The sequence below is a fragment of the Streptomyces siamensis genome, from assembly GCF_039543605.1.
Classification (GTDB): domain Bacteria; phylum Actinomycetota; class Actinomycetes; order Streptomycetales; family Streptomycetaceae; genus Streptomyces; species Streptomyces siamensis.
The window spans coordinates 1-23,903 of record NZ_BAABKB010000014.1 but is presented as its reverse complement, the minus strand read 5'-3'; the positions used below and the strand labels follow the sequence as shown (position 1 = coordinate 23,903).

The window sequence follows — 23,903 nt, the reverse complement described above, 5'->3', positions numbered from 1 at the left end:
CCATATCAAATTTTGTGCATGGTCTTCATTTCGGCACTCGGTGCCGTTACGTTGTGCCTCCGACGCGGCGAACGGCCGCGTCCGGACGACGAGGGGTTCTCTCATGGGCAATGAGCCGCAGACTTCCGCCCCGACAGCCACCACCGACCTGCGCGCCGTGACGGACGAGCAGCTCATCGAGGACGAGTTGCTCATCGAGGACGTGTCCATCGACGGCATGTGCGGCGTCTACTAGAACGCCCGCGATGCCCGCGCACACCTCCGTGGACGCCGGCCCGCGTACCGCCGGCGCGCGATTCGACCTCGACGCGGCCTGGGATGTACATCCCCAGGTCGCCGTCCGCCCCGAACCCTTCGGGGCGCTGCTCTACCACTTCGGCACCCGGCGGCTGTCGTTCCTCAAGGACCGCAAGCTGCTCGCCGCCGTGACGTCGCTGGCCGACCACCCGAGTGCGGCGGACGCGTGCCGGCACGTGGGTGTCGAACCCGCCGAGTGGAAGCGCTATCGGGACGCGCTGGCCACGCTGGCGGCGTCTCACATGATCACCGAGCGCGCGGGGCGTGCCACGCCGCGCTGACGCCCATCGTCAAGAGAGGAGGCGACGTGTCACTCGCTTCCGCGAGTCCGGCGAGGCCGGTCCGGGCGGCCCGCCTCGTGGACCACTTCCAGCACGGCCTCGACGCTCCCATCTGCCTGACCTGGGAGCTGACTTACGCCTGCAACCTCGCCTGCGTGCACTGCCTGTCCAGCTCCGGGCGGCGCGACCCGCGCGAGTTGACGACCGACGAATGCAAATCGGTCATCGACGAGTTGGAGCGCATGCAGGTCTTCTACGTCAACATCGGAGGCGGTGAGCCGACGGTCCGCCCCGACTTCTGGGAGCTGGTCGACTACGCCACCGCCCACCACGTGGGCGTGAAGTTCTCCACCAACGGGGTCCGGATCACCCCCGAGGTCGCACGGCGGCTTGCGGGCAGCGACTACGTGGACGTTCAGCTGTCCCTGGACGGAGCCACCGCCGAGGTCAACGACGCGGTGCGCGGCGAGGGTTCGTACGACACCGTGCTGCGCGCCATGGAGAATCTCGCCGCGGCGGGCTTCGCCGGGTTCAAGATCTCCGTGGTGGCCACGCGCCACAACATCGGGCAACTGGACGAGTTCAAGGACCTCGCCGACCGGTACGGGGCGCAACTGCGGCTCACCCGGTTGCGGCCCTCCGGCCGCGGTGCCGATGTGTGGGACGAGCTGCACCCCACCGCCGAGCAGCAACGACAGCTGTACGACTGGCTGGTGGCGAACGGCGAGCAGGTGCTCACCGGCGATTCCTTCTTCCACCTCTCCGCCTACGGTGAGGCGTTGCCCGGGTTGAACCTGTGCGGTGCCGGCCGGGTGGTCTGTCTGATCGACCCGGTGGGCGAGGTGTACGCCTGCCCGTTCGCCATCCACGACGCCTTCCAGGCCGGCAGTGTGCGCGACGAGGGAGGCTTCGCCCGGGTGTGGCGGGAGTCGCCGCTGTTCCTGGAACTGCGGGAGCCGCAGACCGGCGGCGCCTGCACCAAGTGCTCTGCCTACGACGCCTGTCGGGGCGGATGCATGGCCGCCAAGTTCTTCACCGGTCTGCCGCTGGACGGGCCGGACCCCGAGTGCGTACAGGGCCACGCGGAGGCGGCGCTCGCCGGCGACCGCTCCGGCGCGCCTCGCCCCAGCGAGAATCACTCCCACAGGGGGCCGGTGCGGGGACAGCCCGTACTCCTCGGCATCCCCACGCGCAGGGACAGCCGCCCCGACCGAATGTGCGACGAGAGTCCGCTGGCCGGACTCGACATCCGCTGAACCAGCACGAGTTGACGTCACGCCAGCCGCGTACGAGAAGGAAAGGAGCGTCATGCCCAACGCATGGTTCGAGACCGTCGCCGTGGCGCAGCGCCGGGCGAAGCGACGGTTGCCGGGATCGGTCTACGGCGCGCTGCTCGCCGGATCCGAGCGCGGCACGACCTACCAGGACAACATGGCCGCCTTCGCGGAGGTCGGTTTCGCTCCGCATGTCGCGGACCTGTCCGCCGAGCGCGAGCAGGCCACCACGGTCCTGGGCCAGCCCGTCTCGCTCCCGGTGATCATCTCTCCGACCGGAGTGCAGGCCGTGCACCCCGACGGCGAGGTCGCCGTGGCCCGCGCGGCGGCGGCACGGGGCACCGCGATGGGGCTGAGTTCCTTCGCCAGCAAGCCAGTTGGGGAGGTCGTCGCGGCCAACCCGCATACGTTCTTCCAGATGTACTGGATGGGCGGCAAGGACTCGATGCTCGCCCAGATGCAGCGTGCCCGTGAGGCGGGAGCCAAGGGCCTGATCGTCACCCTGGACTGGTCGTTCTCGCACGGCCGGGACTGGGGCAGCCCCTGGATCCCCGAACGCCTCGACCTGAAGGCCATGGCGCGCTTCGCCCCCGAGGGCATCACACACCCGCGGTGGCTGCTCGCCTTCGCCCGAAGCCGGCGGCTTCCGGACCTCACCACCCCGAACGTCACCGCCGTCGGCGACGAGGCCCCGACCTTCTTCGGCGCCTATGGCGAATGGATGCAGACCCCGCCGCCTACCTGGGACGACGTGCGGTGGATGCGCGAGGAGTGGGGCGGACCGTTCCTCGTCAAGGGCATCATCCGCCTCGACGACGCCCAGCGTGCCGTGGACGTGGGCGCCGACGCGATCTCGGTCTCCAACCACGGCGGCAACAATCTCGACGGCACCCCGGCCACCATCCGCGCCCTGCCCGCCATCGCCGAAGCCGTGGGCGACCAGGTCGAGGTGCTTCTGGACGGCGGCGTCCGGCGGGGCAGCGACGTGGTCAAGGCCCTGGCGCTCGGCGCCCGCGCCGTGATGATCGGCCGGGCCTACCTGTGGGGACTGGCCGCGGGCGGACAGGCCGGTGTGGAGAACGTGCTCGACATCCTGCGCAACGGAATCGACTCGGCCCTGCTGGGCCTCGGGCGCTCCTCGGTCCACGAACTGACCCCCGACGACGTCGTCCTCCCGCAGGGCTTCACCCGCGTTCTTGGAGGGCCGTCATCGACCGGGACGCACCGAGGATGAGGACCGAACTGGCTTCGGTGACGTGGATCGAGGCCGCCGGTCTCGCCCGGCGGCGGGCCACCCTCGCCGTGCCCGTCGGCTCCACCGAGCAGCACGGGCCGCACCTCCCGATGTCGACCGACACGGACATCGCCGTCGCCCTGGCCGAGCGCCTGGCCCGGCAGGTCCGCGATGTGGTCGTGGCCCCGGCGGTGGCCTTCGGATCCAGTGGGGAGCACCAGGGGTTCCCCGGCACGCTGTCGATCGGTCAGGAAGCCGTCGAACTGCTCCTGGTCGAGCTGGTGCGGTCCGCGACCCTGACGTTCCCCCGGGTCATCCTGGTCTCCGCACATGACGGCAACGCACAGTCCGTCACCCGGGCCGTGGGCCGGCTGCGTGCCGAGGGACAGGACGTCCTGGCATGGGGCCCACGCTGGGGAGGCGATGCGCACGCGGGCAGAACGGAGACCTCCGTCATGCTGGCGCTGGCGCCCCACCTCGTAAGGCTTCAGGCGGCCGAGGCCGGAAACACCGCCGCCGTCGAGAGCCTCCTTCCGAGGCTCCGCGAGGCCGGGCTGGCCGCCGTCACCGCCAACGGTGTCCTCGGCGATCCCACCGGGGCGAACGCCGAAGAAGGCCGGCTGCTGATCCAGCGGGCGGCAGCCGATCTCGCGGATCTGGTGACGGGAGATCGCGGACGAACAGCGGCCGAATGAGATCATCTCGCGGCTCTGCGAATGGTTTTTGACCCTTCGGAACCAACATCCCCTCTGGTGCGGAGACAGCTATGCCGAAATCGAAGACGATCAGGCGCGTATGGGCGCTCGACGCCCCCACGATCACCGTTGACAAGAGCATTCTGCTGGTGGGCAGCGGGGGAGAGAACGTGACGGTTCCCGCGCCGTCCTTTCTGATCGAGCATGACGAAGGGCTGCTGCTGTTCGACTCCGGGCTCGCGTCCGAAGCCGCCGGAGATCCGGCAGGCGCGTACGGACCTTTGGCCGCCATGTTCGAGATGCACTTCCCGGAGGCGTGCCGTCTCGACCGGCAGCTCGAGGCGCTCGGTTTCAGCACGGCGGACGTCAAGCGTGTGGTGCTCTCGCACGCGCACTTCGACCACACCGGCGGACTTCAGCATTTTCCGCACGCCGAGGGCTTCATCGGGGCCGGTGAACTGCGCTACGCCCGCAATGCCGACAGCCACACAGCGGCCTTCTTCCGGAACCAGGACCTCGAGGCGGCCGCGAGGATCCAGTGGAACGAGCTGCCGGCCGGCTACGACCACGACATGTTCGCCGACGGCAGCGTCACCCTGCTCTCCCTGCCCGGTCACACACCTGGAGCTCTCGGCCTCCAACTCCGTCTGGAGGATCGCACGTTGATCCTGACCGGCGACGCGGCGCACGTGCGGGAGAACATCGACAACACGGTGGGTATGCCGTTCGACGCCGACATCGTGAACAAGCTGGACTCGCTGCGCAAGCTCAAACTCCTCAAGACGCGGCCGGGCACCACTGTGTGGGTCAATCACGATCCGCAGGACTGGGAAAAGCTGCGTTCCGCGGGCAAGGAGATCACGGCCGCGTCCTTGCAACCCGCATAGCACGGAACCCGATTGAGCATTCGGTTCCGGCTCATGGCAATCGAATCCAGCGCGATATCCAGCACACACCGAAGGAGAGTTGGCAATGACAGTCCACAGCGCGGTGTCGGGGCTCAGCTCCTTGGTGGAGCCGGAACGGATGCTGGTCGGCAGCTCGTGGATTCCGTCACGGTCGGGAAAGACGTTTCCCGCGGTGGACCCCGGCACGGGTGAGGTGGTCGCACAGATACCAGAGGCCGACGCGGACGACGTCGATGCCGCGGTGCGGGCCGCTCGGCAGGCCTTCGAGGAAGAGCGCTGGACGGGGCTTTCCGGTCAGCAGCGGGCGGTGGTGCTGTGGCGCGTCTCCGATCTGCTGGAGGCCAACGCCGAGGAACTGTCCCGGCTGGAGAGCCTGGACGTGGGCATGCCCGTGTCACAGGCGCGGGCCATGCTCGGCGAGGCGGTCAACCTCTTCCGTTACTACGCCGGTTGGGCGGACAAGATCCACGGCCGGAACGTGGAGATCGGCCCCGGTGAGCGCCGCTTCCAGGGCATCACGCTCAAGGAGCCGGTCGGCGTGGCCGGACTGATCGTGTCGTGGAACGCGCCACTGATCGGCGTCTCCATGAAGCTGGCACCGGCGCTGGCCGCCGGCTGCGCCTGCGTGGTCAAGCCGTCGGAGCAAGCGTCCCTCACGGTGCTGGCGATGGGGCGCGTCCTGCTGGAGGCGGGTGTCCCCGAGGGCGTGGTCAACGTGGTGACCGGGCACGCTCGGGTCGGTGCGGCTCTGGCCGCGCATGACGACGTGGACAAGGTGAGCTTCACCGGCTCCACCGCGGTCGGCAAGAAGATCGTGCAGGCGGCCGCCGGGAACCTGAAGAAGCTCTCCCTCGAACTGGGCGGCAAGTCACCCGTCATCGTGCTCCCGGACGCGGACCTGGACCAGGTGATTCCGGGCGTCGCGATGGGCATCTTCTGGAACACCGGCCAGATCTGCACCTCCGGGACGCGCCTGTTCGTCCACCGGGACGTCTTCGAGGAAGTCGTCCAAGGGGTCGCGGAATACGGACGGTCGCTCAAGGTCGGCTATGGCACCGAGCCGGGTGTGGACCTCGGTCCGCTCGTCTCGCAGCGGCAGCTGGACCGCGTCACCGGATATGTGGAGAGCGGCCTCAGGGACGGTGCCCGGCTGATCAGCGGGGGATCGCGCATCGGGGAGAAGGGCTACTTCTTCGAGCCCACGGTGCTGGCCGATGTCGACCAGTCGATGCGGGTGGTGCGCGAGGAGATCTTCGGCCCGGTGCTCGGCGCGATGCCGTTCACGGACGTGGCCGAGGCGGTGGCCGCGGCCAACGACACCGAGTACGGCCTGGCGGGCAGCATCTGGACGCGCGACATCGCGAGCGCTCACACCATCGCGCGGAAGCTGCGTACCGGCCGCATCGGCATCAACGTCCACCGCGCGGGCGGCGTGCAGATGCCCGTGGGTGGTTACAAGCAGTCCGGCTGGGGCCGCGAGAACGGCCTGGAGGGTCTTGAGGAGTACCTCGAGACCAAGTCCGTGATCACCCTGCTCGACCGCTGAGTCCGCACAGCAGAAATCGTCAACAAACAAGGAGCTCATGCCATGCGCACGCGTGGAGCGGTGATTCGCCAAGCCCCCGGCAAGCTGGAGGTCGTCGACCTCGAACTGGACGATCCGCGTCCCGACGAGGTCCAGGTGAAGCTGGTCGCCTCCGGTCTCTGCCACTCCGACGACCACCACGTCAACGGCGATCTGCCGTGCGGCACCTATCCGTTCGCGCTCGGTCACGAGGGTGCGGGCATCGTCACGAAGGCCTTCCCCAACGCCAAGGGCATCAAGGAGGGCGACCACGTCGTCTTCTCCGCGATTCCGTCCTGCGGGTACTGCCGCTGGTGCGCCTCCGGACGGCAGAACCTGTGCGACCTGACCGCCGGGATCCTGGCCGGCCCGCGCTGGACCGACGGCTCCTACCGCCTGCACACCACGGACGGAACCCCGGTCGGTCAGCACTGCGGCATCTCCACCTTCGTGGAGACGACCACGGTGTCGGTGAACTCGGTCGTGAAGATCGACGACGACATTCCACTGGACAAGGCCTGCCTCGTCGGCTGCGGCGTCAGCACCGGCTGGGGCTCGGCCGTCAACTCCGCGCAGGTGCAGCCGGGCGACGTCGTCATCGTGATGGGTATCGGCGGCATAGGGGCCAGCGCTCTCCAGGGTGCTGTGCACGCCGGAGCGTCGGTCGTCATCGCGGTGGACCCGGTGGCCTTCAAGCGGGACCAGGCCTTCGTGTTCGGCGCCACGCATGCTGTCGCCTCGGTGGAGGAAGCGGCGGAACTGGGGCGGCAGTTCACCAACGGCCAGGGTGCCGACTCCGCGATCATCACGGTCGGGGTGATCAAGCCTGAGCACGTCACCCAGGCGCTGGCCGCCATCCGCAAGGGGGGAACGGTCGTGGTGACCGCGGTGGGCATCCACGACGTCGTGGACACGCCGCTCCCGCTCTTCGACCTGACGCTCTCCCAGAAGCGCATCCAGGGCTCGCTGTTCGGCGGCACGGCCGGCAACTGGGACGTCAAGCGCCTGCTCCAGCTCTACCGCGAGGGCAGGCTCAAGCTGGACGAGATGGTCACCAGGACGTACAAGCTCGACGACATCCAGCAGGGCTACCGCGACCTGCACGACGGCAAGAACATACGTGGCGTCGTCCTCTACGACTGACCGGTGGGTACGGCCGGTCTCGATCACGCCGGTTCGTCGCGCACCCGCTTCGACCGATGTGCCCCCCGCCCCCGTCCGGGCAGGGGGCACATCTCGTACCGGGCCGTTGTTCAGCGGCACCACGGATCTCGTGGCGCTGTACGGGATCACCGAGCGGGAGAAGGCCGTCACCGTCACGCACGCCGGCGTGCCGCACCCCGATGCCGAGTGTCACGGGGTGGTCGCGCAGGCGACCCAGAACCGGGTGCTGGTGGTGTTCGTGTCCGCTCTGCAGCGGGTGGCGCACCCGCCGGCCTTCGCCGACACGGACGCCGAAGTCGGCAAGCACTGACCTGCGGCTTTCGTGATGGCCGTCGGCGTGTCCGGTGGGCCGAGCGCGGCCTTGGGGTGGCCGCGCTGCCCTCGACGACGAACGGCCACCGTCGGGTCCACCTGCCCACCGACGACGATCTCCGGGCCCACGGTTCGGCGAGCGAGGCCGCCGGGCAGGCGGGCGAGCCCCGGATCACGGACCCTGAGTGCATACTGATCCTGATCATCGAGAGTGAGCGGGTGCCGGCCATCCTTGATGACATAGTGTCCGCCGACGACCTCCGTGCGAGCGCACTCGGCCCTGGACGATCTGGCCGGACTGCTCGGGCACCCCCGACGACTTCGGGCACTCTGGCGTGAGGGCGTTCGTCGCCGAGACCGTGCGGCGCGCCCGCCGGCACGACGTCGTGGGCTTCGCCGAAATCCACGGTGGGCCGACGGCGCCCGGAAGGGGCGAAGACGGCACATTCCCTGATCACCGCCAGGCAGGGGCTGCCAGTCCCCCCGATAGAGGGCACCCCGCTCAGAGGCTGCGGATCGCCTTGTCGCACGTGAACATGGAGTTGTCGCGACAACGACCTGGAGTTCACCGTTCGACGAGGAATCGCACTCATGACCAACAACATCAAGCATGTGTCCGTCAAGGCACTGGCCTGGGACCTGGCTGCTGACATCTACTTCCCGCCCGGGTTCGACGAGAGCAAGACGTACCCGGCGATCGTCAGCGTCCACCCCATCGGATCGTGCAAGGAACAGACCTCCGGCAACGTCTACGGAACGGCGCTGGCGGACGAAGGGTTCGTCGTCATCGCCTTCGACGCCAGTTTCCAGGGCGCGAGCGGTGGAGAGCCGCGGTCGATCGAGGACCCGGTGTTCCGCGTCCAGGACATCAGCTACGTCATCGACCACCTGGTGACGCTGCCGTACGTCGACGCCGACCGCATCGGGGTCATCGGCGTGTGCGGTGGTGGCGGCTACTCCATCAACGCCGCCATGACCGATCGCCGTATCAAGGCCGTCGGAAGCGTGACCGGCGTGAACTTCGGACGCCTCATGCACGAGTCCTTCAGCGGCTACGACCCCATCGGCGCCCTCGACGCCATCGCCGCGCAGCGCACCGCCGAGGCGCGTGGAGCCGAGCGCCAGGTGACCCAGTACCTGCCGGCCTCTCCCGAGGTGGCCAAGGAGAACGGCCTCACCGAGCTCGACCTGTTCGAGGCCACCGAGTACTACCGCACCGACCGCGGCCAGGCCCCCGGCGGCCGTACCGAGGGCCTCTTCTCCCGGAATGCGACGTCGGTCGGCTGGGACGCCTTCAACCGCGCCGAGGTTCTCCTCACGCGTCCGCTGTGCGTCGTCGTCGGCGACAAGCCCGGTGCGTTCGGCGCCTACCGGGACGGCATGGAGATCTACCGCCGCGCGGCATCGAAGGACAAGGAGCTCGTCGTCGCGGAAGGCTTCTCCCACTACGACCTGTACGACCAGCCCGAGCCGGTCAAGATCGCCCTGGGCCACCTGATCCCGTTCTACAAGAAGCACCTCTGATCAACACCGAAGAACCGCTCCTGACCAGTTTCCGCAGGTCAGGGGCGGTTCTTTCATGGGTGACGGGGTCCCCTCCGCGGGTGGGTGCCGAAGAGGCCGCTTTCGGTCATTGCCTTCCTGTCCGTTACGCCCGTGTGCCGCCCGCTACTTCTTGGCGTGAATGTGCGGAACGGGGTGCGGAATCTTCTGATCCGTGGGCAGGTTGTCGATGACCATGTCCCCGGCGAAGACCTCGATCAGATACCCGTCGGGGTCGGCGGCCATGAAGATGCTGAGAGGTCCCAGACCGACCGGCTCGAACGCCACCTCGTAGCCGGCCGCCGCGAGCTCGTCCCGGGCGACCTGGACGTCGTCGACCTCCAGAACGAGCGGCGACCACCCGGGGCACGAGGGAACGGGCAGCACATCGCCGTTCATGAGGATGACGCGACGTCCCCCGGTCTCGTCCTCGAGGAGAACCTCGGTGATGTCCGGGTCGGTGAAGTTGAATCGCGCGACTTCCCGCAGGCCGAACACGCCCGTGTAGAACGCGAGAGAGCGATCGAGGTCGCCCACCACGACCTTGGTGCTGTAAAAACGACCGTTCATCAGGTGCATCTCCGTATGAGGATCGGGGAGTCCAGCGGGCCTGTTCTCGACCGCTCGTGGACGCCGGGCCCGTCCGTGGCCCGCCGAGCCATCTCATCCACTGCATCCCCCTGCGAGGAAGACCTCAGCGCGGAAGTGTCCAGGAAGTTGGACACCGGGTTTCCCGCTGGGGAAATGGGGCCGGAAGCGGGTACGCAGAGCCTTCCCAGGGGGTATTTATATGATATACGATCCTGCGGTTGGCCTTCCGGGCGACGTCGTCGGCATCGTGGCGGCGCATCGCGAGGCACTCGAATACCTGGTGACACGGCCCTGCCGGCTTCCTGCCGATCGGGGCGATCGGATGGGCCCGCGCGCCCGAAAGGATGTCAGCACATGACAGTCACGTACGACTACACGGGAAAGGTCGCGCTGGTCACCGGAGCCGGCTCTGGTATCGGACGGGCCACGGCGGTGGCCTTCGCCCGGTCGGGAGCCGTGGTCGCTCTGCTTGACCTCAACGCGGAAGGCCTCGACGAGACGGCGGCGCTGATTGCCGAAGCCGGAGGCAAGTCTCATGCCATGGTCACGGACGTGTCGGACGCCGGCCAGGTGGAACGTGCGGTCGGCTCCACCGTCGAGGAGCTCGGCCGGCTCGACGTGGCGTTCAACAACGCCGCGACCTTCGACGCGCCCCAGGCCGTGGACGAGCAGGATGTGGACGCCTGGAACCGCGTACTCGGGGTGAACCTCTCCGGGATCTTCTACTGCATGAAGTATGAAGCTGCGGCGATGCTGGAGACCGGCGGCGGCGCGATCGTCAACACGGGCTCCGTCGCGAGCGAGATCGCCTCGCTCGGCCTCACGGCCTACACCGCGACCAAGCATGCGGTCGTGGGTCTGACGAAGAAGGCGGCTCTCGATTACGCGACGCGAGGGATCCGAGTCAATGCCGTGCTTCCCGGGGCCATCGACACTCCGATGGCCGCCACCTTCAGCGGAGGAACCGAGGAGGGACGCGCCGCCATGGTCGCCCTCGAACCGATCGGGCGGCTGGGCCGGCCGGAGGAGATCGCGAACGCGGTCCTGTGGCTCAGCTCCGACGCGGCATCGTTCGTCACGGGCCACTGCCTCGCGGTCGAGGGCGGCTGGCTGGCCCGCTGATCGTCCGAGCGCTTCGGTTTTCCCCTTCCCGCCAGGGGACCAACGTGGCGGTTTCCTCGATGCGTGCCGAGCGGTCGACGAGCGACACACCGGCTGGGCCGTAGCACTCGCTGCCACGGCTCCAGTCGTGTTGTCCCGCAGTACGGCCTGCGCGACACGTCCGAGTCAACCATCAGGCCCTGGGCGCCGGTTGGGACGATGAAGCGCAGGAGTGGGAACTCAAGGTCGTCGAGGGCGGCCGGAACCGCAGGATCGTGCGCGCCACCGCGGTCTGACCGCGCTCGTACATGGGTGGGCCACCTGCCTCGGCGGTGCAGTCGCCGGCTGTAGGCCGATGCCCTACGAGTTGCCCTCTGTGAACGCCGTGACGATGGCCGACGACGCCATGCAGGGCATCGCCCTCATCGGAGAGCTCGCGATCGTCACCGGTGGCTACTGCGGCGGGTTCGCCGACGTGGGGGAGCGAGATCAAGTCCGTGGGCGTGCCCACCGGTCGACGAGGGGCACCGGCAGACCCATACTCCTGTCGACGAAGTGGCAGTGGTCGTCACCGGCGATCTGTTCGGTGACCGCTGTGCCCCGGAATCAGTCCGCTCGGGTCAGGCGACTTCGCTGGAGAAGGAGCGGCTGAACTGCTGTCCCGACCGCACCAGGTCACGGGCGCTGTGCAGGCGCGTCATCTGGTACGACTGGAGGCACTCCGCCATGGTCGATCCGGGCAGACCGGCCGCGAGGGCCTCGGCGAGGGCCTCGGCGTCCTTCACCGACTGGTCGAAGCCCTGGCCGGTCATCGGTGTCTGAACGTGCGCGGCGTTCCCGACGAGCGTGAGACGTCCGTTGGCGATCGTGTCAGGCACGTACTCCGTGATCGGGGTGCCGATGAGCTGACGTCGGCTGATGCGGTCGAGGACCGCGCTCCGCCACGGCTGGGGCCACAGGTCGCGGGCCTGGGCCTCGAGTTCGCGGTACGTCTGCTCCGGGATGTCGTCGTTGCGCAGCGAGCGCCGGACCACGTTGCCGACGATGCGGCCCTTCTCACGAAAGAGGTCGTTGCGGGTCGCGTCGAACCAGGCGAAGCCCAACTGGCGGGCTCCGACGGCGCGACTGCCGTCCTTGCCCAGGAGGGGATAGCCGACGAAGTAGTCGTCTGCGCCCGACATCATGTCGGGTCCTTCCTGGTTGCGACGCAGGCGGTGCGCCGCAGGGAGGTCGGCTTCCTCGGCGATGCCGAGCCAGAGGACGTAGCCGGCGAAGGTCGCGTCGGGCTTGTGCGGTGCGACACCTCGTCGTACGACACTGCGGTGGCCGTCGGCGCCGATGACGATGTCGGCTCGGAACGTCCTGCCGTCCGAGGTGGTCACCCAGGCGGCATCCGTGTCCTGGCCGACGCTCGCCACGACGGTGTGGTGAAGAAGTTCGATGCGGGGATCGGCCTCGACGGCCACCCGCAGCCTGGCATGGACCGCGGACCAGGAGTGCATCGCGCTCGACCCGCCGGCGGCGATGGCGATCAGAGACGGTGCGGTGCGGTTCGAGCCGTCCAGCAGTTTCGTCTCGCCGTGCAAGTCGACGCCGACAAGGCCGAGCGCGGCGCCGCTTTGCGGAGAGGGACCTGATCGCTCGAGCATCGTGACGTGGAAACCGGCCCGGGAGAGAGTCAGTCCGGTCATCAGGCCCGACAGGGAAGCACCCACGACGATGGCGGTGCCCCGGCGCTCGTGTCGGTCTGCGGCATGGTGTGTTTCGCGTATGTCTGTGCTCATGAGGCTCTGCTGTTCTCGTGGAGTGGTGGGGTGCGGCCGAAGCGGGGGGCGGCGAGTGCGGGTAGCCACCGGGAACAGTGGCTGTCCGGTGGCGTGCAGACGCGAGTCGTCCGTGCCGTGGCTTTGGTGGGGGCGTGGACGCCCGACCGCTTGTGCGGTGCCCCTGCAGGCGAAGGCGGTGTCCGGGACGCGGCGAAGGCGGCCTCGACCATGGCGGACATGACCTCCGGATTGCGTGCGGCGGCGGGTGCGAATTCCTCGGGACGGCCATGTCGGACATCCCGTCGACCACCCCGTCGAGGTTCGCACTCCCACATGTCCGGGAAAAGGGTAGATTTCTATACCCCTCAGAAGAGGGCTGTTCCAGGTACAGAAACTGGCCTCCACAGTTTTTTTGCGCACAGGAATGCGGGGCGGCATGGACCCGGTCGCTGCTGTTCTCGCAGTGGCCGGGAATGCCGCCCCGCCAGGGCTCGCGCTTTACTCGCTGTACCCTGTCAGTCGCCGGCTCCGCTCAAGCACCGGTGGCTGCCGCACTGGACCGATGGTTCGGCGCAGGTGTTCCGGCGTGTCTTCGGCGGGCGGACCATGCCGGCCGAAGACACCGCGTTTCACGCACCCGAGTAGGTGCGTACCTCAGTTCCGCTCGCCACGGTCGCTGTTCCAGTTCTGGAAGCGGCTGTCGCTGTCGCGGTACTGACGGCTGTGGCCGTAGCCGGTGTCCTTGAAGTTCCGGTAGGACGCGCGGTTGTCGTCCCAGCGGTCGGACCTGTCCTGGTGGTCCCGAACCCAGCGTTCGTCGCGGTTGTAGCGGTGTCCGTCACGGTCGTAACGGTAGGCATCGCGGTCGTAGCGGTGTCCGTCGCGTTCGTAGCGGTAGCCCGAGTTGCGGTCGTCGTCGTGAGTGCGGACTCGCTGGCCCGAACCCTCGTGACCACTCCAGTTGCCCTGTTCACCCCTGTCGTGGGTGGCGTGGCCGAGGGATCCGGCCGAGACGGTGACGGGGGCACCAGTCGACAGGGTCGCCGCCGATGCCGAGCCGCCGGCGCCGACGAGCGCAGCCGTCACCACCGCCGCGGAGGTGACGGCGACAGCAGCCCGACGCGCAATCTTGTGTGCCATGGTCTTTGCTCCTTGCTATCCCCACGTTCCTCTGAAATATGCCAGTGGGGGCTTGTTTTGATTGGCAAAGGAGACCCTACGCCCGCATAAGTGAAGGGCGAGCTGTCTTTGGCGTGATGTGTACCATGTCGGGTCATTCGCTTAATCCGGAATATTTCGCAGGCATCGATCGGCTCTGAGAACACCACGCCGATAGCCTTCGTGGCGCAAAGGAAGATCGATCCGTGGCCGGGTTGCGCCCCTCTCCGTGCAGCACGGGAAGCTCGCCGAAGCGCGGTCGCGCCGGGGGAAGCGAAGAGGGCCGGCGCTCACGCACCTGAAGGGGCGTGGTCCGCACCCGCTCGGTCCCCTCCCGTGACCGTCCGGCCTCTTCCCGGGCCTCCCTCTCCCGGGTTTCCGGCAGGTCGGGCATCGACGGCGCCAACTGCCGCCACATGTGGACCCGATCAGGCGATCCGCCCCATCGCCCTTGTCGGCGACCGGGGTTCACGCGCGCACTGCCATGGCCGCGATATGAGCGCCGGACGCAGCGACGGCTGACGTTCGCAGACCTTGCCCTGACGATCGAACACAAAATATATTCACGCGAGATGGAAGACGTGCGCGCTGATCCGAAGCCTGGCGGTCCGCCGGGACGCACTTGGAGTCGAGCTCGTGGAGAGCCCGCTCGGGAACGCTCCCGAATTCCCTTCATTCATGGGGCAGTTGGTGGCATCGCACCGACCCGCAGGATTTCCAGCAAGTGTGCGGCCAGCCGGGGGAGTGGCAGCGCGGCGCTCTTTCCTGCCCCTCTCGCAGCCCGTGGCTCGTGTCTCCCGATCATTCCGACTGAGGAGTTCCCATGGAGTTGAAGCCGGTGGCACCTGCCGCCAAAGGCCCCGCGAGCCGGTTCGTGGGGGATGTCTACTCCACCGCGATCGCCGGCCGCGAGGAACCGTCTCCCCTGATCGCCGCAGTCGTACGGTTCGTGCCCGGGGCGCGCACCCATTGGCACTCCCACGCGCTGGGCCAGACGCTGTACGTCACCGAAGGGGTCGGTCTGGTCGGCACTCGGGACGGCGAGGTCGTGTGCGTTCGGGCCGGCGACACGGTGTACGCCCCTCCTGGCGAGGAGCACTGGCACGGCGCGACGGCCGGCGACGTGATGTGTCACGTCGCGATGGTCGTCCGCGACGGGGACGCTCCGGACACCACCTGGCTCGAGGCTGTCTCCGACGAGGAGTTCCAGGCGGCCAATGAGGCTGTGGCGCCGTCACGGGTGGACGCCGTCCGATGACGACCGGAGGCATCGGCCTGGTGAACAGGAGTTGGGTGGAACTGGGTGAGCAGGCCGCGGATGCGGTTGCTTGCAGTTCTGGTACGGGATCCGGGCAGCATTCACGACTCGGTGCCGAAGTACATTCAGCTCGAAGCCCATGGCCACCAGGGCTTCCGCATGGACGTCATGCCGAGAGACCCAGTCCACGCCCAGCAACAGCTACACCGCCAAGGACGCTTGCGACGAGCATCGACCAGCTCGTTGCTGTGTGCCGGCCCCCGGTGGTCTCGGCCCACTCCGCGGCTCAGGCCGCATGCCGACACCCCGGGCGAGACGCCCCGGGAGCGGCGAAGGCCGGTGGTGATCCACCGATCACCACCCGGCCCTCGTTCTCGTGTGCGCCCTAGCCCAGGTTCATGTACACGGCCTTCGGGTACAGGTAGCTCTCCACGTGCTCCCTTGCGCCCTTCCAGCCGTAACCGCTCATCTTGGTTCCCCCGAACCCGATCGCCGGGTCGAGCACGCCATAACAGTTGACCCAGACCGTGCCCGCGTCGATCGCCTTCGACACCTTGTGCGCCGTGGACACGTTCTGCGTCCACAGGCCACCGGCCAGGCCGTACGGAGTGGCGTTGGCCAGCCGGATCGCCTCGTCCATGTCGTCGAACGGGATCACCGTGGCCACCGGGCCGAAGATCTCCTCCTGCGCGATGGTCATGTCGTTGGTGGCGCCCGCGAACACCGTCGGCTCGATGTAGTACCCGTCCGCGTGTTCGCCCCTGAGGCGGCTTCCGCCCGCCACCAGGCGGGCTTCGTTGCTGCCGATCTCGATGTAGTGCCGCACCCGCTCCAGCTGCCGGGCCGAGATCAGCGGGCCGATCTGGGTGTCCGGGTCCAAGCCGTTGCCCACCCGCACCGTCTTGGTGAACTCGCCCAGCCGTTCCACGAACTCGTCATGGATCGGCCGCTGCACGAAGATCCGCGTGCCGGCCACGCACACCTGGCCGCTGTTCGTGTACACGCCCATCGCGGCGCCGGGCACGGCCAGGTCCAGGTCGGCGTCCGCGAACACGATGTCCGGCGACTTGCCACCCAGCTCCATCTGCAGCCGCTTCATATTGCCCGCCGACGCCCGCACGATGGTCTGCGCCGTGCCCACCGAGCCGGTGAAGGCGATCCGGTCCACGCCGTGATGCTCGGCGAGCGCGCTGCCCGCGTCCTTCCCGTAGCCGGTGACCACGTTGATCACGCCATCCGGCACGCCGGTCTCGGTCAGCAGCTCCGCCACCCGCAGTACCGACAGCGACGCGTCCTCGGCCGGCTTGAGCACCGCCGTGCAGCCGGTGGCGAGCGCCGGGCCGAATATCCACCACAGGCCGATCAGCGGGCCGTTCCACGGGATGATCCCCCCGACGACGCCGACGGGCTCCAGGTACTTCAGCGTCAGGAAGTCCCCGGGCAGGGAGTTCGGTGCCGTCGCCACCGTTGTCGCGCCGGTCTGGCCGGCGAAGAACTGCAGTACCTGGCTCGTCCACTCCTTCAGTCCGCGGGTGCGGGCCAGCGGCGCGCCCATGTCGAGGGTCTCGATCATGGCGAGCTCGTCGAAGTTGTCCATCATCACGTCGTGGACCTTCAGCAGCAGCTTGCGCCGCTCGTGCGGTGTCCACCGCGACCACTCGCCCTCGAATGCGGTGCGCGCCGCCTTGACCGCGGCGTCCACGTCAGCCGCGCCACCCGCGGCGATCGCGCCGAGGGAGGACCCGGTGGCGGGGTTGATCGCGTCGATCGTCTCGCCCGACGCGGCCGGTACCCAGCGTCCGCCGATCAGGTTCTGCTTCGTGCTCCCTACGAACGCCGGGAGCTCGTATGTGGTGGTCATCGTCAATTCAATCCGTTCTCATCGGACTCGAAAGCGGTCTGGATCGGATCCGAAGTCAGTCGAACTCGAAGACGCCCTTGCCGGCGTCCTGTTTGTCGAACCACGCGTAGGCATCGGCCGCCTGGTCCAGCCGCCAGGTGTGCGAGTACAGGTCGTCCACGGGCAGGTCGTGCGCCACGATGAAATCGGCGCACCGCGCCTGCTCGATGGAGGACTGCGTCCAGCTCGTCATCACCGTCCACTGCTTCTTGTAGACCGCCTGCGTGGTGAACTTCACCTCGCCCGGCAGGCCCGTGAACACCACCCGGCCGAACGTGCCCAGCACACTGAACGCGTCATCGGCCGCGCGGCCGGACGTCTCCATCACCACGTCGGCGAGCCGCCCCCGCGTGTACTGCGCGACCACGTCCGCCAGCGACTCCGAGCGGGAGTTGACCACCACGTCCGCGCCGAACGCCCGCGACTTCGCCAGCCGCCGGTCGTCCACGTCCACCGCGATCACCTTCGCGCCCGTCGCAGCCGCGAACATCGTCGCCGAGAGGCCCACGGGCCCCTGCCCGATGACGACGGTGACGGTGTCCTCCACCCCGCCGAGCCGCTTGATCGCACCCCACGCGGTGCCCGTGCCGCAGCCGATCGCGGCGCCCGCCTTGAACGACAGCTGCTCCGGCATCGGCAGCAGCGCGGCCACCGGCACCACCGCGTACGGCGCGTGGCCGCCGTTCACGTGGACCGCCATCGTCCTGCCCGGCGCGGTCTCGCACATCTGCGGCCAACCCACCCGGCAGCGGCGACAGGTCCCGCAGCCGAAGTAGTGGTGGATCATCACGCGATCGCCCGGCGTGGCCTGCGCCGGGGTGACGCCGTCACCTACCGCGTACACCTCGCCGCACGGCTCGTGCCCCTGGATCACCGAGTGGTCGAAGTCGAAATTGCCGTGGTAGAAGTGCAGGTCGCTGCCGCACATGCCGGACGCGCGGATCTTCACCACGACCTCGCCGAGGCCGGGCTCGGGGTCGGCGAAGTCCGTCAGGGCGACGGTGCCGTCGCCCGCGAAGGTGATGCCCTTCATGATGTCGGTCTCCTTCGGATGGCCGGGTGGTTACTTCGCGCGGAGTTGGGCGGTGGCGGCGGCGTCGATCCGCAGGCCTTCCGGGTCGTGGTGCGGGTCGCCCACCACCACGACGCCGTAGTCGCGGGCGGCGCCCTCGATGCTCACGTACTCGTTGCGGACGTCGCGCAGCACCGCCTCCGGGTCGCGGGTGAGCGGGTCGCCCCAGCCGCCGCCGCCGTTGGTCAGGCAGCGCAGCACCGTGTTCGGCGCCGTTCGCCACACGTTCTGGCTCGCGAAGTAGTGGTAGCGGCCGTGCTCCGGGTCCAGGTGCTTCGCCTCCGGGTCCAGCACGCCGGCCACCGGGACGCTGTCCCGGTAGACCTCCGGCTCCGTGCCCAGCATGGTGGTGCCGGCGCCGTCAGCCTGCGGGAACAGCCACATCGCGCCGTTCGGGCCCGGACGCCCGCCGTTCGCGCCCACGCCGCTCGGCTCCTTCGTGCGGAACGGTGAGAGGTACTGCTCCGCGGCGGTCAGCCACAGCGTGTCCTTGAGGTTCGCCGCGCCGCCGCGGAACGCCCCGGGCCCGCCGCTGTCGATGGCGTGCTCCTTGCGCAGCAGCACCACCGGCGACTCGTGCTCGATGGTCTCCGTGGCCGGGTCCAGGTTGTTCAGCGGGAACAGCACCGTGTAGCTGTCGCCGTCGCCGTGCCGGGTGGCGCCCCACGGGCCGTGTTCGCCGCCGCACTGGGTGGCGCTGGTCCAGAACGTGCCGTCGTCCCGCGTGCCCGACGCGTTGTGGGTGTTGGTGGAGCCGTAGTCGCCGGCCACGCCGCGCTCGCCCAGCACCGGGTTGAGCGCGTCGAAGATCGCTGACACCACCGCCCCGGAGGCCTCCCAGAACATCATGATGCCGCCGTCGGGCGGCAGCGACGAGACGAACGAGCCGGCCGGGGTGACCACGTCGATGTTGCGCCACGTTCCGGAGGTGAACCGCACCGTCGGGTCGAGCAGCATGGTCAGCGCCACGCCGGCCGCGGTCTTGGTGTCCAGCACACCGCAGTTGATGCAGGTGCGGGCCTGCCCGGTGGTACCGGACAGGTCGACCTCGATCTCCGTGCCGCGCTTGCGCAGCGTCACGTGCACCCGGTACTCCTCGGTGTCGTCCAGGCCGTCGGCGTCCACCAGCGCGGAGCCGGGGTAGTCGCCGTCCGGGACCTGCGCGATGGCGCCGCGCATCCGCTCCGCCGAGGTGTCGCACGAGTACGTCAGATTGCCCAGGAAAGCGTCCAGCCCGTAGCGCTCGATATTGCTGTGGACCAGCTGCTCGCCCAGCTTGAGCTGGTGCAGCATGCTCTTGAAGTCGGGCAACAGCATGCTGCCCCAGCGGGTGTTGTCGAAGATCAGGCTGAACGTGCCGCGCACCGGCCGGTCCTGCGACCACAGCAGCATCGGCGGGATCACCAGGCCGTTCTCGTAGACGTTGCGCTTGGTCGCCGAGAACCCGCCGGGCACGGTGCCGCCCATGTCCAACTGGTGCGCGCACATGTTCACGAACGCCACGATCCGGCCCTCGTGGAACACCGGGCGGATGAACGCCACGTCGTTCACGTGCCGGCCGCCGCGGTACGGGTCGTTGCAGATCAGTACGTCGCCGGGGCGCAGGTTCTCCGGGCCGTACTCGACCACGGTGTTGCGCACCGCGTCTCCCATGGTGCCCAGGAACACCATGAGGCTGTTGCTCACCACGGCCATCGGGTAGCCCTGCTCCGGCGGGCCGCTGATGGTGCAGGCGAAGTCGTACCAGTCGCGGATGATGGGGGAGAAGGCCTCCCGCATGAAGCCGGTGGACATGTGCTCGACGATGTAGTCGAGCCGGTTGCGCAGGACCGACGCGGTGAATCGGTCGCTGCCGTACCGGGCTGCGAAGTCGTCGTCGGACAGGTCACGGATCCGGTCGGCCTGCCGCACGGCGGGTTCGATGGTGTCGGTCATGATCAGTGGTTCCTCCGGATGACGATCTCGCCGTACTCGCCGACGGTGGCGCTCTGGCTCGCGCCGATGTGCGTGGTGGACAGGCCCTCGTGCACGATGGCGGGGCCGACGATCTCGTCGCCTGCGCGCAGCGACTCCCGGTCGTAGACGGTGGCGGTCTGGTCACCGTCGCCGCCGTCCGAGATGTCGCCCAGGTAGCGCAGCGTGCGGGTGCCCACGGGGAGCAGTGGCTCGTCGCCGCGCGCGGGGAGCTTCGGGTACTCGATCTTGTCGGTCTTCAGCACGGCGCGGACGCGGAACGTGACGCCCTCGACGGGCATCGCCTCGAACCGGTTGTCGGACCGCGACTCGTAGGTGTCGTGGAAGCCGGCCACCATCGCTGCCACCGCGTCGGCGTCCAGCGTGCCGTCGGGCACCGGGATGAACGGCGTCTCCCAGCTCTGGCCCACCAGGTGGGCGTCCATGCTGCGCTGCAGCTCGACGTCGCCGTCGCCCACCTGGGCCCGCAGCTCGTGCTCCATCTCCACGAAGAGGGCGTCGATGCGCTCGGCGTTCGCGTCGTCGAGCATCAGGTAGGCGCTGCGGTTGACCGTGAACACCTGGTCCGCCGACAGCAGTCCGAGTGCCGAGAACAGGCCGGGGCTCGGCGGGATGATCACCTCCTTGCACCGCACGGCGTCGAGCACGGCGGGCAGCAGCATGGGGCCGGCCGCCCCGAACGCCATCAGGCTGTAGTCGCGCGGGTCGACGCCGTTCTTGATGGCCACGTTGAACAGACCCTCGGCCATGTTGTGCGCGGCCATCTCGTAGGCGTAGCGCACCCGTTGCTGCAGCGTGAACGGGGTCTCGAGCGATTCGAACGCGCGCTGGGACAGGCTCCGGTCGATGGCCACCTCGCCGCCCGCGAAGCCGTCGGGGTCCAGGATGCCGATCATCAGGCAGGTGTCGGTGGTGGTGGGTGCGGTGCCGCCGCGGCCGAAGCACGCCGGGCCCGGCTCGGCGCGGGCGCTGTCCGGGCCCACCTGGATCTCGCCGCCCGCGCCGATGTGCACGATGGAGCCGCCACCGGCACCGATGCTGGAGATGTCATTGGCGAGCGCGTTGACCACAAGGTCGTGCTCCAGCTCGAACGACGTGTTCACGAACGGCTCGCCGCCGGTCACCACGCTGATGTCACAGCTCGTGCCGCCGACGTCGGCGCACAACAGCTCGGTATGGCCGGTCAGTTTGCCGAAGTGGGCGCAGGCGACGGTGCCGGCCGCCGGCCCGGAGAACACGATGCGGAACGGCTTCGCCATCGCGTGCTCGGCCGGCACCAGCGTGGCCGCGCAGTCCGCGAAGTTCAGCGAGCCCGTGAAGCCGAGCCCGGTGAGGCCGGTGGACAACCGGTCGGTGTAGTCGGAGTAGATGATCTTCATCAGCGTGTCGATCACCGTGGTGGAGGCCCGCGCGTACTCCTTGGCCAGCGGGGAGACCTCGCTGGAGATCGACACGGGAACGTCACCCACGATCTCCCGGACCAGCTCGCGCAGCCGCAGCTCGTGGGCGGGGTTGACGTACGCGTTGATCAGGCAGATCGCGACGCCCTCGACGCCGCAGCGGGCCAGCGTCTCGATCTCGGCGCGGGCCTGGGCCTCGTCGAGCTTGAACAGCACTTCGCCGCCCGCGAGTATCCGCTCGCCGATGCCGCGCCGCAGGTAGCGGTCGATCAGCGGCTTCGCGGCGTCGCCGAAGCTGCGCCGCCAGCCGGGATCGAGCATCGCGTCGGACGGCCGCCACACGCGACCCATGTCCAGGATGTCGCGGTGCCCCTCGGTCGCCAGGAAGCCGATCTTCGGGAGCTTGCGTGTGATCACCGCGTTCAGACCGTGCGTGCTGGCGTGGTTGAAGACGGTCGATCCGTCGACACCGAGGCGCTCCGCGCCGCGCAGCACGGGCGCGGCGACGTCGGTGTACTCGGTGGACACCTTGGTGGTGAGGATCTTGCCGTCGCGCCAGCCGACGACGTCGGTGAAGGTTCCGCCTACATCAACGGCGATCATGTGGTTCTTCCTTCGGATAGTGGATCGGGGGAGGGGCCGGGGTGAGTTGGGCCCGCGAGTGGAGCCCTCCGGCTCAGAGCTGGTCGACGAGCAGGTTGATCGGTCCGAGCCGGTTCGCCGGCGTGCGGCGGACCGAGATCAGGCAGTGCCGGCACTTGACCACGTGGGTCCACCCGGTCTCGCCGACCACGTCGTAGGCGGCGAGACCGGCCCGGCCGCAGCCGGGGCAGTCGCCGGCGACGGGTGTCCGCTCGACGGGGCGTGGGGGTGCGATCTGGCTCATTCGGGTCTCCCGTGCGTGTCGTCGTGAGTTCGGTGAACGCCGGGCAACGCTAGAAATGAGTGACCTGGGGCACAATCCGCGGAGCGAAGGCCTGTCCGCTCGGCGAAATCGACGTCCGGCCGGTGCACCGGACATCCGACGCCCGAAGCCAGGGCCGCCTTGAAAAATATTGTGTACGATCACATGTGACGCCTCTCGCCACTCACCGGAGGTGACGATGCCCGGTCCGGTGCTCTCGGTCGGTGCGGTGCACCGCACGTTCACGACCACCGATCCCGACGCGGCGCACGAGTACGTGGAACGGACCTTCGCCGAGCACGAGATGACGCTCGACGGCCGCGACGGCATGTCCTTCCGGCTGGACTCCGCGGTGACACCCACGGTCACCGTCGGGCGCATGGCGTACGGCAAGCGTGCCCGCATCACGGGGCCGGCGATGCGGGACTGCTACCACGTGAACCTGCTGGTCTCGGGCAGCTGCATGGTGGAGCAGTCGGGCCGCCGCAGCGGCTTCAGGGCCGACGGTGACCGCCGCGGCGTGATCTTCGGCCCGGACGAGCCGGTGCTGATCGACTGGAGCGCCGACTCGGCCCAGTACCACCTGAAGATCTCCCGGCGCACGTTCGAGGAGCACGCGGCGAAGCTGGCGGGGCGCCCGGTGGTGGCGCCGATCGCGTTCGGCCTCACGTTCCCGCTGAACGACGCGCCCGGCCGCTCGCTGTCCTCGGCCGTGGCGTTCTACTACCAGCAGCTCGCTCAGGAGGGCGGCCTGGCCACCATGCGCGCCGTGCAGCGGGAGCTCGAGTCGGCGCTGATGACCCAGGTACTGCTGGTGGCCCGCAGCGACCTCACTCCGTCGCTGAACCGCGACGCGGATGATCAGGACGCGGACGCGCGGATCCGCTACGTCATGGACTACATCCGGGCCGGAGCGCAGGACGCCCTGACCGTCGACGACCTTGCCCTGGTCGCCGGGGTCACTGTACGCACGCTGCAGTCCGGCTTTCGCCGGTTCGCGGGGGTCACCCCGAGCGAGTTCATCCGCAACGTACGGCTCGACGGTGCCCGCGGCGACCTGCTGGCGGGGAACGGGCCGTCGGTCAGCGACATCGCGAGCCGGTGGCACTTTCACCATCTCGGCCGGTTCGCCCAACAGTACCGGCAGCGGTTCGGCGACTCCCCGTCGCAGACGCTACGCAGCCGCGCCGTCACCGTCCTGTAGCCTGCGGGCTCGTCTCCGAGCTCTGCCCCAGCGGCAAGTACGCCGAGCCCCGGTCGCGGTCCTGGTCGGGCAGCAGGCCCGATGCCGCCCGTGCGCCGAGACAGTGCTCGCGCAGTAGCGCAGAAGCCGCTGCCGGTGATGCCGTATCGAGCGTCCTGTTCGGCGAGTTGTCGCGCCGCGTCCACGTTCGCCCGGTTCAAGCCATGGCCATCAGGACCTGGGAAAGACATCTCACGGTGCTAAGAGTCAAGCCGGAGCGGCTTCGAGGAGCGGGGCGAACGCGCGGTGTTCATCGTAGGGAACC

21 protein-coding genes are annotated in these 23,903 nt (G+C 68.8%); 13 read left to right on the top strand and 8 right to left on the bottom strand.

Translation table 11 applies throughout. The features are described from left to right. Positions 1–103: 103 nt before the first annotated feature. The 10 genes from mftA (at position 104) to ABEB03_RS20390 (ending at position 9,253) form a co-directional block, all read left to right on the top strand. Entirely contained in the window at positions 104–235 is a 132-nt protein-coding gene (mftA, locus tag ABEB03_RS20435; protein WP_345650944.1) for a mycofactocin precursor MftA, read from the top strand. A 10-nt stretch (positions 236–245) separates the two neighbouring features. Then, on the top strand, positions 246–578 hold the full coding sequence (gene mftB, locus ABEB03_RS20430) for a mycofactocin biosynthesis chaperone MftB (protein ID WP_345650942.1): 333 nt from the start codon (positions 246–248) through the stop codon (positions 576–578). A gap of 26 nt (positions 579–604) precedes the next feature. Further along, positions 605–1,834, top strand: a complete 1,230-nt coding sequence (mftC, locus tag ABEB03_RS20425) for a mycofactocin radical SAM maturase (RefSeq protein ID WP_345650941.1) — start codon at positions 605–607, stop codon at positions 1,832–1,834. Between the two features lie 52 nt (positions 1,835–1,886). Then, positions 1,887–3,086, top strand: a complete 1,200-nt coding sequence (gene mftD / locus ABEB03_RS20420) for a pre-mycofactocin synthase MftD (protein ID WP_345650940.1) — start codon at positions 1,887–1,889, stop codon at positions 3,084–3,086. Further along, positions 3,083–3,781, top strand: a complete 699-nt coding sequence (gene mftE / locus ABEB03_RS20415; protein WP_345650939.1) for a mycofactocin biosynthesis peptidyl-dipeptidase MftE — start codon at positions 3,083–3,085, stop codon at positions 3,779–3,781. The genes mftD and mftE overlap by 4 nt, the downstream gene beginning before the upstream one ends. 71 nt (positions 3,782–3,852) lie before the next feature. Beyond that, positions 3,853–4,668 carry an N-acyl homoserine lactonase family protein gene (locus ABEB03_RS20410; RefSeq protein ID WP_345650938.1) on the top strand — a complete coding sequence of 272 codons (816 nt, stop codon included), beginning with the start codon at positions 3,853–3,855 and terminating at the stop codon, positions 4,666–4,668. An 85-nt stretch (positions 4,669–4,753) separates the two neighbouring features. Next, positions 4,754–6,235 carry an aldehyde dehydrogenase family protein gene (locus ABEB03_RS20405; protein ID WP_345650936.1) on the top strand — a complete coding sequence of 494 codons (1,482 nt, stop codon included), beginning with the start codon at positions 4,754–4,756 and terminating at the stop codon, positions 6,233–6,235. 42 nt (positions 6,236–6,277) lie between these two features. Beyond that, positions 6,278–7,396: an NDMA-dependent alcohol dehydrogenase gene (locus ABEB03_RS20400; protein ID WP_345650934.1), complete on the top strand. Its 1,119-nt coding sequence runs from the start codon at positions 6,278–6,280 to the stop codon at positions 7,394–7,396. 106 nt (positions 7,397–7,502) lie between these two features. After that, positions 7,503–7,727 (top strand): hypothetical protein, encoded by a 225-nt coding sequence (locus ABEB03_RS20395; protein ID WP_345650932.1) that lies wholly within the window; start codon positions 7,503–7,505, stop codon positions 7,725–7,727. Positions 7,728–8,320: 593 nt separating this feature from the next. After that, entirely contained in the window at positions 8,321–9,253 is a 933-nt protein-coding gene (locus ABEB03_RS20390) for an alpha/beta hydrolase (protein WP_345650930.1), read from the top strand. 144 nt (positions 9,254–9,397) lie between these two features. Here ABEB03_RS20390 and ABEB03_RS20385 read toward each other — a convergent pair whose 3' ends face one another. Further along, positions 9,398–9,841, bottom strand: coding sequence for a VOC family protein (locus ABEB03_RS20385; RefSeq protein WP_345650928.1), 444 nt, complete (start codon positions 9,839–9,841; stop codon positions 9,398–9,400). A 375-nt stretch (positions 9,842–10,216) separates the two neighbouring features. On the opposite strand from ABEB03_RS20385, the gene ABEB03_RS20380 reads away from it, so the two are divergent. Beyond that, complete coding sequence (locus ABEB03_RS20380; protein WP_345650926.1) at positions 10,217–10,984, top strand: SDR family NAD(P)-dependent oxidoreductase; 768 nt, start codon at positions 10,217–10,219, stop codon at positions 10,982–10,984. Between the two features lie 599 nt (positions 10,985–11,583). Here ABEB03_RS20380 and ABEB03_RS20375 read toward each other — a convergent pair. Both ABEB03_RS20375 and ABEB03_RS20370 read right to left on the bottom strand, forming a co-directional pair. Beyond that, positions 11,584–12,654: an FAD-dependent monooxygenase gene (locus ABEB03_RS20375; protein ID WP_345650924.1), complete on the bottom strand. Its 1,071-nt coding sequence runs from the start codon at positions 12,652–12,654 to the stop codon at positions 11,584–11,586. Between the two features lie 729 nt (positions 12,655–13,383). Next, positions 13,384–13,869 (bottom strand): hypothetical protein, encoded by a 486-nt coding sequence (locus ABEB03_RS20370; RefSeq protein ID WP_345650922.1) that lies wholly within the window; start codon positions 13,867–13,869, stop codon positions 13,384–13,386. Between the two features lie 841 nt (positions 13,870–14,710). Between ABEB03_RS20370 and ABEB03_RS20365 the strand changes: the two genes are divergently transcribed. Next, positions 14,711–15,145: a (R)-mandelonitrile lyase gene (locus ABEB03_RS20365; RefSeq protein ID WP_345650919.1), complete on the top strand. Its 435-nt coding sequence runs from the start codon at positions 14,711–14,713 to the stop codon at positions 15,143–15,145. 385 nt (positions 15,146–15,530) lie between these two features. Here the strand turns inward: ABEB03_RS20365 and ABEB03_RS20360 are convergent, their stop codons facing one another. From ABEB03_RS20360 to ABEB03_RS20340, 5 genes are all read right to left on the bottom strand, one after another. Further along, positions 15,531–17,006, bottom strand: a complete 1,476-nt coding sequence (locus tag ABEB03_RS20360) for an aldehyde dehydrogenase family protein (RefSeq protein WP_345650916.1) — start codon at positions 17,004–17,006, stop codon at positions 15,531–15,533. A gap of 55 nt (positions 17,007–17,061) precedes the next feature. Continuing rightward, the gene (locus ABEB03_RS20355) at positions 17,062–18,078 is read right to left on the bottom strand and encodes an alcohol dehydrogenase catalytic domain-containing protein (RefSeq protein WP_345650913.1); all 1,017 of its coding nucleotides are present in this window, start codon (positions 18,076–18,078) and stop codon (positions 17,062–17,064) included. Positions 18,079–18,108: 30 nt separating this feature from the next. Further along, positions 18,109–20,052 (bottom strand): hydantoinase B/oxoprolinase family protein, encoded by a 1,944-nt coding sequence (locus ABEB03_RS20350; RefSeq protein ID WP_345650911.1) that lies wholly within the window; start codon positions 20,050–20,052, stop codon positions 18,109–18,111. Between the two features lie 2 nt (positions 20,053–20,054). Further along, entirely contained in the window at positions 20,055–22,094 is a 2,040-nt protein-coding gene (locus ABEB03_RS20345; RefSeq protein WP_345650909.1) for a hydantoinase/oxoprolinase family protein, read from the bottom strand. Positions 22,095–22,167: 73 nt separating this feature from the next. After that, the gene (locus ABEB03_RS20340; protein WP_345650907.1) at positions 22,168–22,377 is read right to left on the bottom strand and encodes a hypothetical protein; all 210 of its coding nucleotides are present in this window, start codon (positions 22,375–22,377) and stop codon (positions 22,168–22,170) included. Positions 22,378–22,594: 217 nt separating this feature from the next. Between ABEB03_RS20340 and ABEB03_RS20335 the strand changes: the two genes are divergently transcribed. Continuing rightward, entirely contained in the window at positions 22,595–23,599 is a 1,005-nt protein-coding gene (locus ABEB03_RS20335; protein ID WP_345650905.1) for an AraC family transcriptional regulator, read from the top strand. Positions 23,600–23,903 lie beyond the last annotated feature (304 nt).

Bases quoted from the DNA above. Each gene is read 5' to 3' on its own strand.
- ABEB03_RS20365 (WP_345650919.1), top strand. From the start codon at position 14,711: ATGGAGTTGAAGCCGGTGGCACCTGCCGCCAAAGGCCCCGCGAGCCGG.
- ABEB03_RS20380 (WP_345650926.1), top strand. From the start codon at position 10,217: ATGACAGTCACGTACGACTACACGGGAAAGGTCGCGCTGGTCACCGGA.
- ABEB03_RS20390 (WP_345650930.1), top strand. From the start codon at position 8,321: ATGACCAACAACATCAAGCATGTGTCCGTCAAGGCACTGGCCTGGGAC.
- mftA (WP_345650944.1), top strand. From the start codon at position 104: ATGGGCAATGAGCCGCAGACTTCCGCCCCGACAGCCACCACCGACCTG.
- ABEB03_RS20400 (WP_345650934.1), top strand. From the start codon at position 6,278: ATGCGCACGCGTGGAGCGGTGATTCGCCAAGCCCCCGGCAAGCTGGAG.
- ABEB03_RS20405 (WP_345650936.1), top strand. From the start codon at position 4,754: ATGACAGTCCACAGCGCGGTGTCGGGGCTCAGCTCCTTGGTGGAGCCG.
- ABEB03_RS20360 (WP_345650916.1), bottom strand. From the start codon at position 17,006: ATGACCACCACATACGAGCTCCCGGCGTTCGTAGGGAGCACGAAGCAG.
- mftB (WP_345650942.1), top strand. From the start codon at position 246: ATGCCCGCGCACACCTCCGTGGACGCCGGCCCGCGTACCGCCGGCGCG.
- ABEB03_RS20385 (WP_345650928.1), bottom strand. From the start codon at position 9,841: ATGAACGGTCGTTTTTACAGCACCAAGGTCGTGGTGGGCGACCTCGAT.
- ABEB03_RS20375 (WP_345650924.1), bottom strand. From the start codon at position 12,654: ATGACCGGACTGACTCTCTCCCGGGCCGGTTTCCACGTCACGATGCTC.
- mftD (WP_345650940.1), top strand. From the start codon at position 1,887: ATGCCCAACGCATGGTTCGAGACCGTCGCCGTGGCGCAGCGCCGGGCG.
- ABEB03_RS20370 (WP_345650922.1), bottom strand. From the start codon at position 13,869: ATGGCACACAAGATTGCGCGTCGGGCTGCTGTCGCCGTCACCTCCGCG.
- mftE (WP_345650939.1), top strand. From the start codon at position 3,083: ATGAGGACCGAACTGGCTTCGGTGACGTGGATCGAGGCCGCCGGTCTC.
- ABEB03_RS20335 (WP_345650905.1), top strand. From the start codon at position 22,595: ATGCCCGGTCCGGTGCTCTCGGTCGGTGCGGTGCACCGCACGTTCACG.
- ABEB03_RS20350 (WP_345650911.1), bottom strand. From the start codon at position 20,052: ATGACCGACACCATCGAACCCGCCGTGCGGCAGGCCGACCGGATCCGT.
- ABEB03_RS20340 (WP_345650907.1), bottom strand. From the start codon at position 22,377: ATGAGCCAGATCGCACCCCCACGCCCCGTCGAGCGGACACCCGTCGCC.
- ABEB03_RS20355 (WP_345650913.1), bottom strand. From the start codon at position 18,078: ATGAAGGGCATCACCTTCGCGGGCGACGGCACCGTCGCCCTGACGGAC.
- ABEB03_RS20410 (WP_345650938.1), top strand. From the start codon at position 3,853: ATGCCGAAATCGAAGACGATCAGGCGCGTATGGGCGCTCGACGCCCCC.
- ABEB03_RS20345 (WP_345650909.1), bottom strand. From the start codon at position 22,094: ATGATCGCCGTTGATGTAGGCGGAACCTTCACCGACGTCGTCGGCTGG.